At 62.5% G+C, this 16,368-nt stretch carries 15 protein-coding genes; 7 read left to right on the top strand and 8 right to left on the bottom strand.

The features are described from left to right. Nucleotides 1–22 precede the first annotated feature (22 nt). The 5 genes from prmA (at nt 23) to AT395_RS03395 (ending at nt 4,312) form a co-directional block, all read left to right on the top strand. Nucleotides 23–916: a 50S ribosomal protein L11 methyltransferase gene (gene prmA, locus AT395_RS03415; protein WP_042113125.1), complete on the top strand. Its 894-nt coding sequence runs from the start codon at nt 23–25 to the stop codon at nt 914–916. A 32-nt stretch (nt 917–948) separates the two neighbouring features. Continuing rightward, entirely contained in the window at nt 949–2,172 is a 1,224-nt protein-coding gene (locus AT395_RS03410) for a DUF3426 domain-containing protein (RefSeq protein ID WP_048628041.1), read from the top strand. Between the two features lie 32 nt (nt 2,173–2,204). Further along, nucleotides 2,205–2,705 carry a thiol peroxidase gene (gene tpx / locus AT395_RS03405; RefSeq protein ID WP_048628042.1) on the top strand — a complete coding sequence of 167 codons (501 nt, stop codon included), beginning with the start codon at nt 2,205–2,207 and terminating at the stop codon, nt 2,703–2,705. A 172-nt stretch (nt 2,706–2,877) separates the two neighbouring features. Then, nucleotides 2,878–3,813, top strand: coding sequence for a carbohydrate kinase family protein (locus AT395_RS03400; protein ID WP_042113133.1), 936 nt, complete (start codon nt 2,878–2,880; stop codon nt 3,811–3,813). A gap of 19 nt (nt 3,814–3,832) precedes the next feature. Beyond that, nucleotides 3,833–4,312, top strand: coding sequence for an outer membrane lipoprotein (locus AT395_RS03395; RefSeq protein ID WP_042113135.1), 480 nt, complete (start codon nt 3,833–3,835; stop codon nt 4,310–4,312). Nucleotides 4,313–4,525: 213 nt separating this feature from the next. Here the strand turns inward: AT395_RS03395 and AT395_RS03390 are convergent, their stop codons facing one another. From AT395_RS03390 to AT395_RS03385, 3 genes are all read right to left on the bottom strand, one after another. After that, nucleotides 4,526–5,134 (bottom strand): histone H1-like DNA-binding protein, encoded by a 609-nt coding sequence (locus AT395_RS03390; protein ID WP_042113137.1) that lies wholly within the window; start codon nt 5,132–5,134, stop codon nt 4,526–4,528. Nucleotides 5,135–5,158: 24 nt separating this feature from the next. After that, a complete protein-coding gene (locus AT395_RS25460) occupies nt 5,159–5,464 on the bottom strand; it encodes a hypothetical protein (RefSeq protein WP_125347570.1) in 306 nt (101 codons plus the stop codon). A 386-nt stretch (nt 5,465–5,850) separates the two neighbouring features. Continuing rightward, nucleotides 5,851–6,993: a ribonucleotide-diphosphate reductase subunit beta gene (locus AT395_RS03385; protein ID WP_042113138.1), complete on the bottom strand. Its 1,143-nt coding sequence runs from the start codon at nt 6,991–6,993 to the stop codon at nt 5,851–5,853. A 556-nt stretch (nt 6,994–7,549) separates the two neighbouring features. Between AT395_RS03385 and AT395_RS03380 the strand changes: the two genes are divergently transcribed. Beyond that, complete coding sequence (locus AT395_RS03380) at nt 7,550–8,512, top strand: aldose epimerase family protein (protein WP_072632763.1); 963 nt, start codon at nt 7,550–7,552, stop codon at nt 8,510–8,512. 102 nt (nt 8,513–8,614) lie between these two features. Here AT395_RS03380 and AT395_RS03375 read toward each other — a convergent pair whose 3' ends face one another. The 5 genes from AT395_RS03375 to AT395_RS03355 form a co-directional block, all read right to left on the bottom strand. After that, nucleotides 8,615–11,566 carry a ribonucleoside-diphosphate reductase subunit alpha gene (locus AT395_RS03375; protein WP_042113141.1) on the bottom strand — a complete coding sequence of 984 codons (2,952 nt, stop codon included), beginning with the start codon at nt 11,564–11,566 and terminating at the stop codon, nt 8,615–8,617. Nucleotides 11,567–11,941: 375 nt separating this feature from the next. Then, the gene (ampD, locus tag AT395_RS03370; RefSeq protein WP_042113142.1) at nt 11,942–12,541 is read right to left on the bottom strand and encodes a 1,6-anhydro-N-acetylmuramyl-L-alanine amidase AmpD; all 600 of its coding nucleotides are present in this window, start codon (nt 12,539–12,541) and stop codon (nt 11,942–11,944) included. Between the two features lie 463 nt (nt 12,542–13,004). Beyond that, nucleotides 13,005–13,517: a DUF1269 domain-containing protein gene (locus AT395_RS03365; RefSeq protein WP_042113144.1), complete on the bottom strand. Its 513-nt coding sequence runs from the start codon at nt 13,515–13,517 to the stop codon at nt 13,005–13,007. Nucleotides 13,518–13,692: 175 nt separating this feature from the next. Beyond that, nucleotides 13,693–13,989, bottom strand: coding sequence for a PP0621 family protein (locus AT395_RS03360; RefSeq protein ID WP_048628044.1), 297 nt, complete (start codon nt 13,987–13,989; stop codon nt 13,693–13,695). Nucleotides 13,990–13,995: 6 nt separating this feature from the next. After that, entirely contained in the window at nt 13,996–14,880 is an 885-nt protein-coding gene (locus AT395_RS03355; protein WP_042113145.1) for a cytochrome C assembly family protein, read from the bottom strand. 112 nt (nt 14,881–14,992) lie between these two features. Here AT395_RS03355 and ffh point away from each other — a divergent pair, with 112 nt between their 5' ends. Then, nucleotides 14,993–16,357, top strand: a complete 1,365-nt coding sequence (gene ffh, locus AT395_RS03350; RefSeq protein ID WP_042113146.1) for a signal recognition particle protein — start codon at nt 14,993–14,995, stop codon at nt 16,355–16,357. Nucleotides 16,358–16,368 lie beyond the last annotated feature (11 nt).

Raw genomic sequence — 16,368 nt, 5'->3', positions numbered from 1 at the left:
TAATTCGTAGGAACTACTCGCTATGTATCGCGAACTCGTCGTAGAAGTCGCCCGTGCCCAGGCCGAGGCTCTGTCAGACGCCCTGCTCGATCTCGGCGTGCTGTCGGTCTCGGTCGAAGACGCGGACGCCGACACGCCCGACGAGCAACCGATGTTCGGCGAGCCTGGCCTGACCCCGCCGGACACCGCGTGGCAACACTCGCGCGTGGTTGCGCTGGTGGGGGAAGATCAGGACGCCGCCGTGCTGCTCGCGGCGGCGATCAATGAATTGGGGCTCACCGAGTCCCCCGCGTTTACCTTGCGTGACGTGGAGGAACAGGATTGGGTGCGGCTCACGCAATCGCAATTCGAGCCAATGCAGATCGGCCAGCGGATCTGGGTGGTGCCGTCGTGGCACGACGCCCCGGACACCGACGCCCTGATCCTCGAACTCGATCCGGGTCTGGCGTTCGGTACCGGTAGCCATCCGACCACGCGACTGTGCATGGAGTGGCTCGAGCAGAATGTTCAGCCGGGCCAGTCGCTGCTCGACTACGGTTGCGGTTCGGGCATTCTGGCAATTCTCGCCCGCAAGTGCGGCGCTGATCCGGTCATCGGTATCGACATCGATCCGCAAGCGGTCGAGTCCGCCCGTTATAACAGCGAGCGCAATCACGCGCCGGTCGAATACGGGTTGCCCGACGATCTGCGCGACGGCCAGTTCAATATCGTGGTCGCCAATATCCTGTCGAATCCGCTCAAGCTGCTTGCCTCGATGCTGACGTCTCGCGTCGCACCGGGCGGACGCCTCGCACTGTCCGGCGTGCTGGAGCGGCAGGCCGACGAGGTGATCGCCGCCTACGCGCCTTATATGAAGATGTCGGTCTGGCGCGCTCACGATGGCTGGGTCTGCCTGCACGGGCAGGCCGCCAGCTAAGCCGTGCCCAACGCGCCGAGCCCCCGAGTCCCATGACCCAGTCCTCGCGCGTTCTCGCTACCCGCTGCCCTCACTGTCATACCGTCTTTCGCGTCGTCGCGGACCAGCTCAAGCTGCGCGACGGCCTTGTGCGTTGCGGCAACTGCCGCGAGGTGTTCGACGGCCGCGCCTATCTCTGCGAGCCGCCGGGCGAGGCAAATGACGCACCGGACCATGAGGCGGCCAGCGCCGCCCATTCGACACCTGCCGAAGCGACGTCGCCCGATCTCACCGTCGCACCGAACGGCGTCGGCACCCCCGACGTTGCGAACCTCGCGAGCGAAGCGCAGCCCTCATCGCTACCGCTCGATTCCGCGCTGTCTGCGGCAACAGCGTCCGCGCCAGCGTCTCCCCAGGTCTCCGCGCGCGAAACGGCACCAGTCGACGAAGCGTCGCCCCCTGCCGTGACGTCAGCGGCCTCGGCGTCGTTCGCCTCGCCCCAGCGCCCACCGGTGCCCGAGATGCTCACGCCCACGGCCATTGCCGCGCTGTTGGGCAGTCCCGACGAAAGCCGCGCGCAAATGCATCACGGCCCGGGGCGCTACCTCGACGACGACGATCCCACCGCGCTCACCGCACCGACCGCGTCGGGCATGTCGAGCATGTCGGGCGAGCGAACGCCGCGCGCCGAGCCGCCGGTTCCGTCCGCGCTCGCCGGACAACCGCGGCGCCCCGGTGCTGCCCGCGTGATCTGGCGCTTGCTTCTCACGCTGGCTATCCTCGGCCTGATCGCACAATGGGCATGGATCGAACGCGCTGCGGTGATCGACCGGGTGCCGGCGCTGCGCGGGGTATTCGCAGCGGCAGGCCGTCCCATGCATGTGACGATCGCACCACCGCGTCAGCCGGACATGATTCAGATTTCCAGCGTCACTCTTGTCACCGACGAAGCCGCCACAGCCGATACGGCTGACGCGCCCGGCACAACGGCCAGCGCAGCGTCGGCCGCTCAGGGCAGCGCGGTGCCAATGACACTCACCGTTTTCATCCGCAACCAGGCGGACTACGCGCTCGCGTGGCCGTCGCTCGAACTCACGCTGTCGGACCTTGACGGCAAGCCCGTCGTGCGGCGCGTTTTCTCGGCCAGCGACTACATCGCAGACACCGCGCTGCGTGAGGCCGGTCTGGCTTCACGCAATGAACGCACGATTCGGTTACGATTGTCGGCGCAGGCAGCGCTAGCCAGTAATTACCGGGTGCTCGCGTTCTATCCCTGATAGCGCTGTTGCACTCAATCTAGGAGATATTGATGTCCCAAGTCACGCTCGGGGGTAACCCCATCGAAGTCGACGGCCAGTTCCCGCAAAAGGGTCAGACCGCACCGGCACTCTCGCTCGTCAACGCCAAGTTGCAAGACGTCACGCTCGACGACTTCGCAGGCAAACGCAAGGTGCTCAACATCGTGCCGAGTCTCGACACGCCGACCTGCGCCACGTCGACCCGCAAGTTCAACGAAGCCGCCGGCAAGCTCGATAACACTGTCGTGCTCGTGATCTCGGCCGACCTGCCGTTCGCAATGAGCCGTTTCTGCGCCACCGAAGGCCTGAACAACGTCGTTACGCTCTCGACTATGCGCGGTCGCGAGTTCCTCAAGAACTACGGTGTGGCAATCACGACGGGCCCGCTCGCCGGCGTGTCGGCACGTGCCGTGGTGGTGCTCGACGCCGATAACCGCGTCATCCACGCCGAACTCGTGCCCGAGATCAAGAACGAACCGAACTACGACGCCGCGCTCGCCGCCCTGTCGTAATTCATTCCCGTTCATCTGGCCCGCCCGGTCTCACCGGCGCGCCGGATCGCTGTTCCCGCGCCGGCGCAACGACTGCGTCGGCCAGTTTTTAAGTGGCGCACGGCAACTCGACCGATGCCCATGTGTGGACGCCCTTGTTGGCCCCCGTCATTTTTTCGCAAGGACCTATTCCGTGACTACCGTGATCTGCGGCTCGCTCGCCTACGACAACATCATGACGTTCGAAGGCCGCTTCGGCGAGCATATCCTGCCCGATCAGGTACACATCCTGAACGTCAGCTTCCTCGTGCCGACGATGCGCCGCAACTTTGGCGGCTGCGCCGGCAACATCGGCTACAGCCTGCACCTGCTGGGCGGCTCGCCGGTGGTGATGGGAATGGTCGGCGACGATGGCGGCGCCTACCTCGAGCGTTTTCAGTCGCTTGGCATGACGACGGAATTCGTGCGCACCGTTGCCGACAGCATGACGGCGAACGCCATGATCACGACCGATCTGGACAACAACCAGATCACCGCTTTCCACCCCGGCGCCATGATGTTCTCGGCACGGAATCGCGTGGCCGATGTGAAAGGCGCCACGCTCGGCATTGTGGCCCCCGACGCCCCGGATGCCATGCTCGTCCACGCCGAAGGCTTCGCCGCGGCGGGCGTGCCGTTCATGTTCGACCCGGGCCAGGGCTTGCCGCTGCTCTCGGCTGAGGCACTGCGTCGCATGGTGGAACTCGCAACGTATCTCGCGGTCAACGACTACGAAGCCAAGCTCCTCTGCTCGAAGACCGGCTGGTCGATGGAAGACCTGCGGTCGCAAGTGGAGGCACTTGTCGTCACGCGCGGAGAACATGGGGCCCTGATCTTCGCCGACGGCAAGCAGTACGATATTCCTGCCGTGACCGCCAAGCGTGTCGTCGATCCCACCGGGTGCGGCGATGCCTTCCGTGGCGGATTGCTGTATGGCATCGAAAAGGGCCTCGACTGGCCGACGACCGGCCGCCTGGCCAGTCTGATGGGCTCGCTCAAGATTGCCGAGCAAGGCCCGCAGACTTACGCACCCACGCGCAGCGACATCGAAGCGCAATATGTAGAAGCGTTCGGCCACCGCTTCGAATGATTTTAGGAAAGGCATAACAATGGCACGACTGACCACACCGCTCATTATTCTCGCCGCCGCGGCTTCGCTCTCTCTGTCCGCCTGCACGGCGTTCGGTCCAAGCAACTCTGCGAGCGTCTACAGCAGCCGGCAGGCGCAACGCGAACAGGTCGTGCGCATGGGCACGGTTGAATCGGTGCGTCCGGTCACGATCGACAGCAGCAATGGCGATCCGGGCATTCTCGGCATTGCGGGCGGCGGCGCACTCGGCGCCATTGGCGGTAGTGCGATCGGCGGCGGTCGCGGCTCGATCGCGACGGGCATCGTCGGGGGTCTGCTGGGTGCTGTGGCAGGTCAGGCCATCGAAAGCCGCATGAGCAAGAAGGCAGGTCTGGAAATCACCGTGCGACTCGACAATGGCGAACTGCGTGCGATCACGCAGGACGCCGACGAGGCGTTCCAGCCGGGACAGCGCGTGCGTCTGCTCTCGAGCGGCGGTGTGACACGTGTGACGCACTAAGGCGCGTGCCGCGCTGAAGCGCGCAGTCCTCTGACCGGAGCGATCCCGCATCGCTCTCGCAATGCATCAACCGGGCGACTCAGGTCGCCCGTTTTCATTGCTTCCATGAAAAAACCCGCCGTGACGATCGCTCATCACAGCGGGTTTCGGATCGAGTAGGCCTACTCGATCAAAAGACACCTAAGTGCCTTGGTTCCTGCATCGGCACTCGAATTACGGACGGCTGCCGGTCGGGAACGGCCATGCCGCTGCCGGATTCAGAGCCGTCTTCGGTGCTGCCGGTGCTGCAGCAGCCGGAGCAGCAGCAGGCTTTGCAGCAACCTTCTTCACTGCCGGCTTCTTGGCAGCAGCGGGCTTCTTAGCAGCAGGCTTCTTGGCAGCCGGCTTCTTCGCAGCAGCCTTCTTCGCTGCCGGCTTCTTGGCAGCAACCTTCTTCACTGCTGCCTTCTTGGCGGCCGGCTTCTTGGCGGCAACTTTCTTGACTGCTGCCTTCTTGGCGGCCGGCTTCTTGGCGGCAACCTTCTTCACTGCTGCCTTCTTGGCAACCGGCTTCTTGGCGGCAACCTTCTTCACTGCCGCCTTCTTGGCAACCGGCTTCTTGGCGGCAACCTTCTTCACCGCGACCTTCTTGGCGGCCGGCTTCTTGGCAGCAACCTTCTTCGCTGCCGGCTTCTTGGCAGCAGCTGCCTTCTTCGCGACCGGCTTCTTAGCAGCCACAGCCTTCTTGGCGACAGGCTTCTTGGCGGCGGCAGCCTTCTTCGCTACCGGCTTCTTGGCAACAGCCTTCTTGGCTGCGGGTTTTTTCTTAGCAGTAGTAGCCATCACTTTGCTCCTTAACGTGAAAGATCACTCAAACAAACCACCTGAGAAGGAAACCCGACCACCGTGCGGAGAACCGCCGGCGAGCGGGCTATTCATCGGCGTACGCATCGGACAACGACGGCTTACGCTAATGAATTCGGCGCTGCGCGCATGACGCTGACCGTGTGTGGTCACGCGCGCAAAAAAATTGCCGGCGACATTGCCGCCAGCAATTCGATTGTCTTGAGAAGGGGGATTCGCCAGATTCTTCGGGGGGTAGCTTGCCTGTCCCGTCATCGGGATGGAGGAGATTGCGATAGCGGATAAGCGATACTGCTTGCTATGCACCAAGGTTTTTACGCTCCGTAACTACCAGCTCTCTGTCGCGGGAGGAAAGCAATGTGCTTTCGTGTGTTCATCGAGACTGCAATTTATTTGAGCGAATAATAATTCTTTTGTGATGCGATGTTAATACTTTGCGCATAAAAAAGCGCACAACATTCGTAATGACGAAGTCAATCTGTTGTATTTGATGCACATCGCTCTCGCATGTCGACGCATGCGAAGCACTTGCGAAGCGATCGAAACGTCTTGCGAGTGAGGATGATGTGCGTGACCTGCACGTTCTCTTTTGCTTCTCTTGCTGCCGGTCACGCGTGTCACGCACGCACACACCACCCTCTTGAAACCCGCATGGATGCTTGCTTTGCAGCGAGCACCCATTTTTCACTCCGTGCTTAGTCCCAGCTCAGCGCGCCACCGGTCTGATACTCGATCACACGCGTTTCGAAGAAGTTGCGCTCCTTCTTCAGATCGATCATCTCGCTCATCCACGGGAACGGATTCTCTTCGTTCGGGTAGAGCGCTTCGAGACCAATTTGGGCACAACGACGGTTCGCGATGAAGCGAAGATAGCTCTTGAACATGCCCGCGTTCAAACCAAGCACGCCGCGCGGCATCGTGTCTTCGGCGTAGCGATACTCCAACTCGACCGCCTTCTTGAACAGCTCGCGAATCTCTTCGCGGAACTCCGGCGTCCACAGGTTCGGGTTTTCCAGCTTCACCTGATTGATCAGGTCGATGCCGAAGTTGCAGTGCATCGACTCGTCGCGAAGAATGTACTGATACTGCTCCGCAGCACCGGTCATCTTGTTTTGACGGCCCAGCGCGAGGATCTGCGTGAAGCCGACATAGAAGAACAGACCTTCCATGATGCAGGCGAACACGATCAGCGAGCGCAGCAGCTTCTGGTCGGCTTCCTGCGTGCCGGTCTGGAACGACGGATCGGCTACGACTTCGATGAACGGCAGCAGGAACTCGTCCTTGTCGCGAATCGACGGCACTTCGTGATACGCGTTGAAGATCTCGCCTTCGTCCAGCCCCAGGCTCTCGACGATGTATTGATAAGCGTGCGTATGGATCGCCTCTTCGAACGCCTGACGCAGCAGGAACTGGCGGCACTCCGGTGCAGTGATGTGGCGGTAGGTGCCCAGCACGATGTTGTTCGCGGCGAGCGAGTCGGCCGTCACGAAGAAGCCGAGGTTGCGCTTGATGATGCGGCGCTCGTCTTCGGTCAGACCGTTCGGATCTTTCCACAGCGCGATGTCGCGCGACATGTTGATTTCCTGCGGCATCCAGTGGTTCGCGCAACCGGCCAGATATTTTTCCCAGGCCCACTTGTACTTGAAGGGCACCAGTTGGTTCACGTCCGTCGTGCCGTTGATCACGCGCTTGTCGGACGCGCTCACACGGCGCGTCGACTGCGAAGCGATCACACTCGGGGTATCCCCTTGGGTGCCGAGAATGTTCGACGCAGGGGCCGGAGCAGCGGAGGGGGCGGCCGATTTGGCGGCGGTAGTGTCTTCTTCCCAGTTAAGCATAGGGTCTCAGTCCGTTCAGGTTGATGCGATGCACACAAACGCGCACATCGCCGAAGTGACAGATCAGCCGTTCGCGAGCGAAGGCCGACAAAAAACTTGCGATCCGGCAGCCGGCGACTTGTCGCCGACAGTACGAAGTCCGCCGGAAAAGCTGCCGTGTTTCGGGGGTAATGCAGATGCGCAATTGCGCAGTTTTGAACAACAACGCCGACGCGAGAGCGGTAACAACATCATGACCTCCCGACGTCGAATTGAATGACTCCAATTTAGCACAATTACGTCACTCATTCCAGCACACCACACTAGATATAGTGTCGCACCGCACGATGACCACTATACCTAGTGTTTGGCGGTTTCCCCCAGGGCACTGGCGTCCGGCCTCGCGGGACCGGCATCTTGCCACGAAACGGCGTCGCACGACAGTCATTGCGACGTGTCGCGACGGCGCTGCGCCACATTGGCGTATCCTGTGGCGACGAGCGTCATTGCGCAGCGGACCGGAGCGGCAGATTCCGGCGCGCGCCACGTCCAGACGCCGATGAAGGAGATACCGACGATGACATCCGCAGGCGCGCACAGCGCACAGGCTCAGGCAGGTTCGCCGGGCCCAACGCCGGACAGACTCACTCCCGGCAAACCGATCCGCCTCACGAAAGGCTCGCTCATGGCCGAAGTCCAGCCCGGTTGTGGCGGCAGGCTCTCGCGGCTCGCCCGCCGCGACACGCGCGGCGACCTCTTCGACTACCTCGTACCGCTGGGCAATGAGCCGTTCCCGTCGGACGAATGGCCGAAGGCCGGTGCGTTTCCGATGCTGCCGTATACCAATATGCTGCGCGACGACACGTTGCACTGGCGTGAGCGCACGATTGCCGTTCGCGAGGCGCCGGTGGCGTCGAGTTCGCTGCATGGCTGGGGGCTGCGCCGCGAGTGGGAGGTCGTCGACGAGAGCCAGCATTGCTGCGTGCTCCAACTCGACTGCCCCGCTCAGCCCGAGTGGCCCTGGCACTATCAGGCATACCTCTCGGTGTCGCTCGACGAGCAGGGCGTGGACATGCAGTTGTCGATCACGAATCTGTCTGCGGAGGACATGCCGACCGGCCTCGGGCTGCACCCGTACTTCCGCTGGCCCGCAGGCGCGCGTCTGACGTTCGAATCGGAAGCGATCTGGCGTTCGCCCTCCGAAGACATTCGCTGGCCGAGCGAGCAGCGTGTGCACGTCGGCCCAATGGAAGTCGTGTCCGTCGGCGGCGGACTCGATACCGGGGGACGGTCGACCTGGTTCGCCGAGGTACCCTCCGAGTCGGGGACCTTTAATGCGCGCATCGACTATGCCGGCGGCTTGCGCTCGGCCACTGTGCGCACCGCCGATGCCACCTGGCTGGTACTGCACTCCCCCGCCGGGCGCCCTTACCTGTGCCTCGAACCCTCGACACACCGGGTCGGCGAGTTCGACAACAATCATGTCGTGGTGGCCCACGGCCAGACGCTCGACTTGTCCATGCGTATCGATCTGGCCTGATCGCCGGACGAAGGCCCAAGAAAAAACCCCGTCGCCCTTGCGGGCCGACGGGGTTTTTTCCAGGTACCGAGGCCCCTTCTCAGGCACCTCGGCACACTCGGCTTACTGGCAAGCCTCGCACTCTTCGAAGCCGGGGTCGCCCGGACGCATCGTGCAGACCGCGCCTTCGGCTTCCGGCATCGGCTGTGCCAGCGGCGAGGTCGGCTCGGCGGAGAGGCCACCCGACAAACCGCCCGAACTCGGCACGGCGTTCAGCGCGCCACGGCTCACCGTCGACTTCTCGACGTGCGTTGCGGCCATCGTACGCAGGTAATACGTGGTCTTCAGCCCACGCGTCCATGCCAGCTTGTATGTCTCATCGAGCTTCTTGCCCGATGCGCCTGCCATATAGATGTTGAGCGACTGCGCCTGATCGATCCACTTCTGACGACGCGATGCCGCCTCGACCAACCACTTCGGCTCGACTTCAAACGCCGTGGCGTAGATCTCGCGCAGGTCGGCCGGCACGCGATCGATGCGGGCGAGCGAACCGTCGAAGTACTTCAGGTCGGCGACCATCACTTCGTCCCACAGGCCACGGGCCTTCAGGTCACGCACCAGATACTCGTTGACCACAGTGAACTCGCCCGACAGGTTCGACTTCACGTAAAGGTTCTGGAACGTCGGCTCGATACAGGCCGAGACGCCGATGATGTTCGAGATCGTGGCCGTCGGGGCAATGGCCACGCAGTTCGAGTTGCGCATGCCGTGATCGGCGATGTGTTTGCGCAGGCTGTCCCAATCGAGCGTGCTCGACAGGTCGACGTCGACATAACCGCCACGCTCCTCGGCCAGCAGCTTGAGCGAATCTTGCGGCAGGATGCCACGATCCCACAGCGAACCCTTGTACGACGAATACTGACCGCGTTCCTTAGCCAGCTCGGTCGATGCCCAGTAAGCGTAGTAGCAAACGGCTTCCATCGAACGGTCGGCAAATTCGACCGCGTCGTTCGACGCGTAGGGCGTGCGCAGCAGGTGCAGGCAGTCCTGGAAGCCCATGATGCCCATGCCCACCGGACGGTGATGCAGGTTCGAATTGCGCGCCTTCGCCACCGCGTAGTAATTGATGTCGATGACGTTATCGAGCATGCGCATTGCCACACGAATGGTGCGTTGCAGCTTTTCGTGATCCAGTTCGTAGCCGTTGGCCGTCTGCTTCAGGTGAGCCACGAGGTTCACCGAGCCGAGGTTACACACGGCGATTTCGGTCTCGCTCGTGTTGAGCGTGATTTCCGTGCACAGGTTCGACGAGTGCACCACGCCCACGTGTTGCTGCGGCGAGCGGATGTTGCACGGGTCCTTGAACGTGATCCACGGGTGGCCGGTTTCGAACAGCATGCCCAACATCTTGCGCCAGAGCGCCTGCGCCGGCACCTTCTTGAACAGCTTGATCTCGCCGCGCGCGGCCTTGTCTTCGTAAGCCGTGTAAGCCTGTTCGAAAGCCTTGCCGTACTTGTCGTGCAGATCCGGGCAGGTCGACGGCGAGAACAGCGTCCACTCGGCACCTTCCATCACGCGCTTCATGAACAGGTCGGGAATCCAGTTCGCCGTGTTCATGTCGTGCGTACGACGGCGATCGTCGCCCGTGTTCTTGCGCAGTTCCAGGAATTCTTCGATGTCCAGGTGCCACGTTTCCAGGTACGCGCAGACTGCGCCCTTGCGCTTGCCGCCCTGATTCACGGCCACGGCCGTGTCGTTGACCACCTTCAGAAACGGCACCACACCCTGGCTCTTGCCGTTCGTGCCCTTGATGTGCGAGCCGAGCGCGCGAACCTGCGTCCAGTCGTTGCCCAGACCGCCGGCGAACTTCGAGAGCAGTGCGTTTTCCTTGAGCGCCTCGTAGATCCCTTCCAGATCGTCCGAGACGGTCGTCAGGTAGCACGAGGAAAGCTGCGAGCGACGCGTGCCCGAGTTGAACAGCGTCGGCGTCGAGCTCATGAAGTCGAAGCTCGACAGGATCTGGTAGAACTCGATCGCACGCGCTTCGCGCTCGACTTCGTTCAGCGCCAGGCCCATGGCAACCCGCATGTAGAACGCCTGCGGCATTTCGATGCGATGGCCGTCGATGTGCAGGAAGTAGCGGTCGTACAGCGTTTGCAGGCCGAGGTAGTTGAATTGCAGGTCGCGCGATGCGTCGAGCGCGGCACCCAGCTTGGCCAGATCGAACGAGAGCAGTTGCTCGTCGAGCAGTTCGGCTTCGACACCCTGTTTGATGAAACGCGGGAAGTACTCGACGTAGCGAGCCGCCATTTCGCCCTGCGGCACTTCCTCGCCGAGGATTTCGCGGCGGATCGTGTGCATCAGAATACGGGCCGTGACCAGGCTGTACGCCGGTTCCTTCTCGATGAGGGTACGCGAGGCGAGGATCGCCGAATCGTAGACCTGCGACAGCGGCACGCCGTCGTACAGATTCTTGATGGTCTCGGTCAGGATCGGTTCGGCGTCGACTTCATCGCCAAGGTTTTCGCACGCGGCTTGCACCACGCCGCGCAACACGCTCATGTCGAGCGCACGCGTCACCCCGTTGTCGGTCACGCGCAGCACCGGCGCGTCGGGCGTTGCGGCTTCCTGCGTGGTCTCGATCGCGTGAGCGCGCTCTTGCGAACGCTTCTCGCGATACAGCACGTAGGCACGGGCCACATTGTGTTCGCCTGCGCGCATGAGCGCGAGTTCGACCTGATCCTGAATGTCTTCGATATGGAACGTACCGCCGTTCGGGCGGCTGCGCACCAATGCGCGCACAACGTTCTCCGTCAATTGCTCCACGAGTTCGCGTACGCGCGCCGAAGCCGCACCTTGACCGCCGTTCACGGCCAGGAACGCCTTGGTCACGGCGATCGCGATCTTCGACGGCTCGAAACCCACCACCGCGCCGTTGCGTCGAATCACTTTGAAGTCGGCGTTGGTGGCCGGCTCGAATGCGCCCGTCGTCTGGGGCGCCGACGCACCCGTGCCACTGCCGGCATTCGCGGCGGGCGTCGGGTTCGGGCGGGTGAGGTTTTCGTTAGTCTGCATGTAAAAACTCCCGTTCCAATGAGATGGTGCTGTTAGCGCGTCTCTACCAGTTTTACAGCCGGTAAATATGCGCCCTGGGGGCGCCGATGGAGCGAAGTGCTGAACACCGCACGACCGACGGACGGCCAAGGGTTCGAGGTGTCCGCTGCACGGCTTTGCTGCTGTGCCGCCCCACAAAACGCCGCAGGACAAACACGGTATTGATGGTGATTGCATTCTGTGCCGAACCTGACATCAACCACTAGATGTAGTGGTCGGCACCGGAATTTGCACTAAGTATAGTGGAGATGACGCACTCCGCAAACCCAAAAATTTTGCTCGCCGGGGAGGCCCGTGGCATCGCCGTGTCAAGCAAAACCTGTCCCCGGATGGGGATTAAGCGGTTCGCTGAAACGGCAGCGCCTCGGGGCTCAGACCCGCCATCCGGCGCAATCGCTGCCACTCGAAATGCGGGCCCGGATCCGTCTTCCGGCCCGGTGCTATATCGGCATGTCCGGCCACGGCTTGAATCGGATAACGCTCAAGCAACGCGCGCGTAAGCGCCGCCAACGTTGCGTACTGCGCGGCCGTGAACGGCACGTCGTCGGTCCCTTCAAGCTCAACGCCGATGGAAAAATCATTGCAGCGTGTACGACCCTCGAACGACGACGCGCCCGCATGCCACGCCCGCGCATCGCACGACACGAACTGCTGCAATGCACCATCGCGCCGCACCAGAAAGTGCGACGAGACGTGCACGCCGCGAATCTCATCGAAGAACGGATGCGCGTCGTGGTCGAGTCGATTCTGAAAGAACGCCGCGATCTCGTCGCCGCCGAACTGCCCGGGCGGCAACGAGATGTTGTGCACCACGAGCAGGTCCGTCGGCATGCCATCGGGCCGCATGTCGAAATTGGGCGATGGCAGACGCTCGGCTTCGCGCACCCATCCGTCGGCGTCGAGCGTAAGCGGCAGGCGTTGGTCCGGTGCGTTCATGCGCGACCTCGCAGCATCGGACACGCGCAGGTCTCGACGCGACCGGACGATCGGAGCGCAACAATAGGGGACGCAGATGACTGGAGCATGACGGGCACAGTGAACTCCCGTGGAGCGAGGGGCGCCATTGTAGCCCACTTGGCGCAACGACGCCGAAGGCGCGCCCGGTGTGCCGAACGCAGGCAGCGAGTGCAAATATCATACGCCGCCGGGCACCTGTCGGCCACCGCACAATAAGGAAATGGAATGCTCAAAGAAGAAGCCTCCCGCCGAACTTGGCCGAGAGGCTTCCGTGGGCGTGACCACGCCCTGGGATGGCGTCGTACTCGTGCCATACGGCACGCGCACCACCCCGCGCCGCTCACAGGTGCGACGCTATTGGCCGTTGCCGGCCGGTAAGACACTTCTCCTGCGCCAACCCGTTTTTCGCTTTCGATACGATTCCCTCGCAGGTTGCCATCGATTACGGAAACGCCGGAATTGCGGCTTCTATCCCTTCCATATGCGCTTCGGGGTGATGCTCCTTGAGCATCTCGCGAATCTCATCCACCCGCGAGTCGCGCACGTCCACCATCAGCAGGATCATGCCGCGCTCGAGTGGCTCGCGAAATGCCTTGAGCCGCGAGTTCGGCACCGAGACACCGATCATGCTCGACACCCAGGCGCCGAAGAGCGCGCCGAGGGGGGCGGTCACGATCATCAATTCCCATTGGGGACGTGTGCCCACGATGGGGAAAAACGCCGCGACTGCACCGACCGCCAAACCACAGAAGCCACCGATCACAAGCCCGGCCTCTGCGCCGTGCACGATATCGGAAGTCTGTAGCAGGTTAGCCTCGTGCAGTCCCTCCAGGTCCATTTCGTCACGTGCCATGAAGTGGATGTGACGTTCCTCGATCCGGGCGAGCAGCAAATCGCTCATCGTGCGTTGAGCACTGGCCAGATCGGGAAGAAGAAAATACATCCGTCTGCGCATTAGCATATTGCGCCCTCCTGTCGTCTCGTCCCTGTTGTTATGGTTCTTTTATACAGAGCCGGTTACTGTGTTTTAGTGCATGCGACAGGCATGCGCAAGGCGACCCGTTTAGAGGCCATGCCAAAGACGAGGGAGGATGTCGACATTGCTGCGCAGCCTGACTGCGCAGCGGGTCTCAGGCGCGGTGTTCGCGCGTCAGATAGGCGTCACGGTGCGCGGCGCTGCAAAAGTGTTTGCCGCCTGCACCGCCGATGGCTTCACTCTCGGGAAGATAGGTATCGCACTCGGTGCATTGCACCATGCGCTCGGCGGGCGGCAGGGCTTCGTGCACCGTCTTGCGCGGATCGCCCGCCGGGGGCTGACGCATGCGCTCGTTGCGTTCGTTGCGCTCGATATTGCGCTTGCGCTCGTTGTGCCGCATCCACCATGTGCCAGCCACCAACAACACCAGTAACAACAAAATATTGCGCATCGCGCTTCAAGTCTCCGTCATGCGATGCAGCACCACCTCAAGCACGAAGCGAGAGCCGACATACGCCAGCAAAAGCGCCACGAACGACGCCAGAACCCAACGCAGCGCGACCTTACCGCGCCACCCGTAGAAGTGCCGGCCCAGCAGCACCGCGCCGAACATCAGCCACGACACCACCGCAAACACGGTCTTGTGATCGATGCGCACCGCGCGTCCGAAGAGCGCCTCGGAGAACATCACGCCCGAGATCAGCGTCAGGGTCAGCAATACGAACCCGGCACCGATCAACCGGAACAGCAATTTTTCCATCGTCAGCAGCGGCGGCAGCGTCTCAAGCCAGCGCGAGAGCCAGCCGGTCGCCTCGGTGCTGCGCGACGGGTGCAGTTGCCGCTCGGCGTAAATCATCAGCAGCGCGTGCAACGCCGCCAGTGCGAACAGACCGTAGGCCATGTTGGCAATGATGAAGTGCGCCTTGAAAATCGGATCTGCGGCAAAACCGAGAATGCGCACATCCGGAAAAATCATCGGCAACAAACAGGCGACGGCAGCCACGGGGGTGACCATTAGTCGCAGGCTGTCGAGCGGAAAGAAGAAACTCTCGATCCAGTAAATGCCGACCGAGAGCCACAGCATGGCCGAGAGCATGTACGCAAAACCGAAGTGCATGCTGTCTGCGCGGAAGATTGTCTGATGCAGCAACACCCCATGCAGCAGCAGCACGGCGAACAGCGAGAGCTGCATCGGCCAGCGCGAGGGCGTGCCCGCGACCGGCGCAGGCGCGACTTGCCCGCCCGCCATAGCGAGCGCGGCATCGCGCCGATAACCTTGCCACGAACAAACCGCCAACCCGGCGTAAAGGATGGCGGTCAGCGCATACAGTAAAATAGTCATATTTGAAGTTTACACCAGCCCATGACGGGCGCGCTGCCGTACCCGCCACCGTCCCCGCCGGGGACGCGAGGCAGGCCACCGGGGCCACTGCGAGTCTTACAGGATACGTTTCATGCTCGACAATCTCACTACGCGCCTCGCCAAGGTCGTCAAGACGCTGCGCGGCGAAGCTCGCCTGACCGAGGCCAACACGCAGGAAATGCTGCGTGAGGTACGTCTCGCCCTGCTCGAGGCCGACGTCGCGCTGCCGGTGGTCCGGGATTTCATCGCCAAGGTGAAGGAAAAGGCACTGGGCGAAGAGGTCATTTCCAGCCTCTCGCCGGGCCAGGCGCTCGTGGGCGTGGTGCAGCGCGAACTGACCGCGCTCATGGGCGGCGACTACGAAGGCCGCGCCGCCGAACTCAACCTCGCGACCACGCCGCCCGCCATCATCCTCATGGCCGGTCTGCAGGGCGCAGGCAAGACAACCACCGTCGGTAAGCTCGCCAAGCTGCTGCGCGCCCAGAAGAAGAAAGTCCTTACGGTTTCCACCGACGTCTACCGCCCCGCCGCTATCGCTCAGTTGCAGACGGTGACGCAGCAGGTCGACGCGGACTTCTTCCCGTCGCAACCCGATCAGAAGCCGGTGGACATCGCGCGCGCAGCTGTCGACTGGGCTCGTCGCCATCACCATGAGGTGCTGCTCGTCGACACGGCCGGTCGTCTGGGTATCGACGAAGTGATGATGCAGGAAATCAGCGCCCTGCACGCCGAGCTGAAGCCGATTGAAACGCTGTTCGTGGTCGACGCCATGCTCGGTCAGGACGCCGTGAACACCGCCCGCGCCTTCAACGACGCGCTGCCGCTCACCGGCGTGGTGCTCACCAAGCTCGACGGCGATTCGCGCGGCGGTGCGGCGCTGTCGGTGCGTCACATTACCGGCAAGCCGATCAAGTTCGTCGGCGTGGGCGAAAAACTCGACGGCCTCGAAGTCTTCCACCCGGATCGCATGGCGAACCGGATTCTCGGCATGGGCGACATTCTCGCGCTGGTGGAGGAAGCCCAACGCGGCGTTGACGTCCAGGCCGCGCAAAAGCTCGCCGACAAGGTCAAGAAAGGCGGCGACTTCGATCTGAACGACTTCAAGGCGCAGATCGGCCAGATGAAGAAGATGGGCGGCCTGTCGTCGCTCATGGACAAGCTGCCCGCCCAATTCCAGGCGGCTGCCAGTCAGACCAATATGGATCAGGCCGAGAAGCAGGTGCGCCGCATGGAGGGCATCATCAACTCGATGACCCCGGCCGAGCGCGCCAAGCCGGAACTGATCAAGGCGAGCCGCAAGCGCCGGATCGCCGCCGGTGCCGGTGTTCAGGTGCAGGAGGTCAACCGCATGCTCAATCAGTACGACCAGATGCGCACTATGATGAAGAAGCTCAAAGGCGGTGGCATGATGAAGATGATGCGCAGCATGAAAGGCATGATGCCCGGCATGCGCTGAGTCAGGCTTAC

This window comes from Pandoraea apista (assembly GCF_001465595.2).
Classification (GTDB): domain Bacteria; phylum Pseudomonadota; class Gammaproteobacteria; order Burkholderiales; family Burkholderiaceae; genus Pandoraea; species Pandoraea apista.
This window is presented reverse-complemented; position numbering and strand designations above follow the sequence as displayed.

Coding starts and splice junctions, on each gene's coding strand:
- prmA (WP_042113125.1), top strand. CDS start 23: ATGTATCGCGAACTCGTCGTAGAAGTCGCCCGTGCCCAGGCCGAGGCT.
- AT395_RS03410 (WP_048628041.1), top strand. CDS start 949: ATGACCCAGTCCTCGCGCGTTCTCGCTACCCGCTGCCCTCACTGTCAT.
- tpx (WP_048628042.1), top strand. CDS start 2,205: ATGTCCCAAGTCACGCTCGGGGGTAACCCCATCGAAGTCGACGGCCAG.
- AT395_RS03395 (WP_042113135.1), top strand. CDS start 3,833: ATGGCACGACTGACCACACCGCTCATTATTCTCGCCGCCGCGGCTTCG.
- AT395_RS03390 (WP_042113137.1), bottom strand. CDS start 5,134: ATGGCTACTACTGCTAAGAAAAAACCCGCAGCCAAGAAGGCTGTTGCC.
- AT395_RS03385 (WP_042113138.1), bottom strand. CDS start 6,993: ATGCTTAACTGGGAAGAAGACACTACCGCCGCCAAATCGGCCGCCCCC.
- AT395_RS03380 (WP_072632763.1), top strand. CDS start 7,550: ATGACATCCGCAGGCGCGCACAGCGCACAGGCTCAGGCAGGTTCGCCG.
- AT395_RS03375 (WP_042113141.1), bottom strand. CDS start 11,566: ATGCAGACTAACGAAAACCTCACCCGCCCGAACCCGACGCCCGCCGCG.
- ampD (WP_042113142.1), bottom strand. CDS start 12,541: ATGAACGCACCGGACCAACGCCTGCCGCTTACGCTCGACGCCGACGGA.
- AT395_RS03365 (WP_042113144.1), bottom strand. CDS start 13,517: ATGCGCAGACGGATGTATTTTCTTCTTCCCGATCTGGCCAGTGCTCAA.
- AT395_RS03360 (WP_048628044.1), bottom strand. CDS start 13,989: ATGCGCAATATTTTGTTGTTACTGGTGTTGTTGGTGGCTGGCACATGG.
- AT395_RS03355 (WP_042113145.1), bottom strand. CDS start 14,880: ATGACTATTTTACTGTATGCGCTGACCGCCATCCTTTACGCCGGGTTG.
- ffh (WP_042113146.1), top strand. CDS start 14,993: ATGCTCGACAATCTCACTACGCGCCTCGCCAAGGTCGTCAAGACGCTG.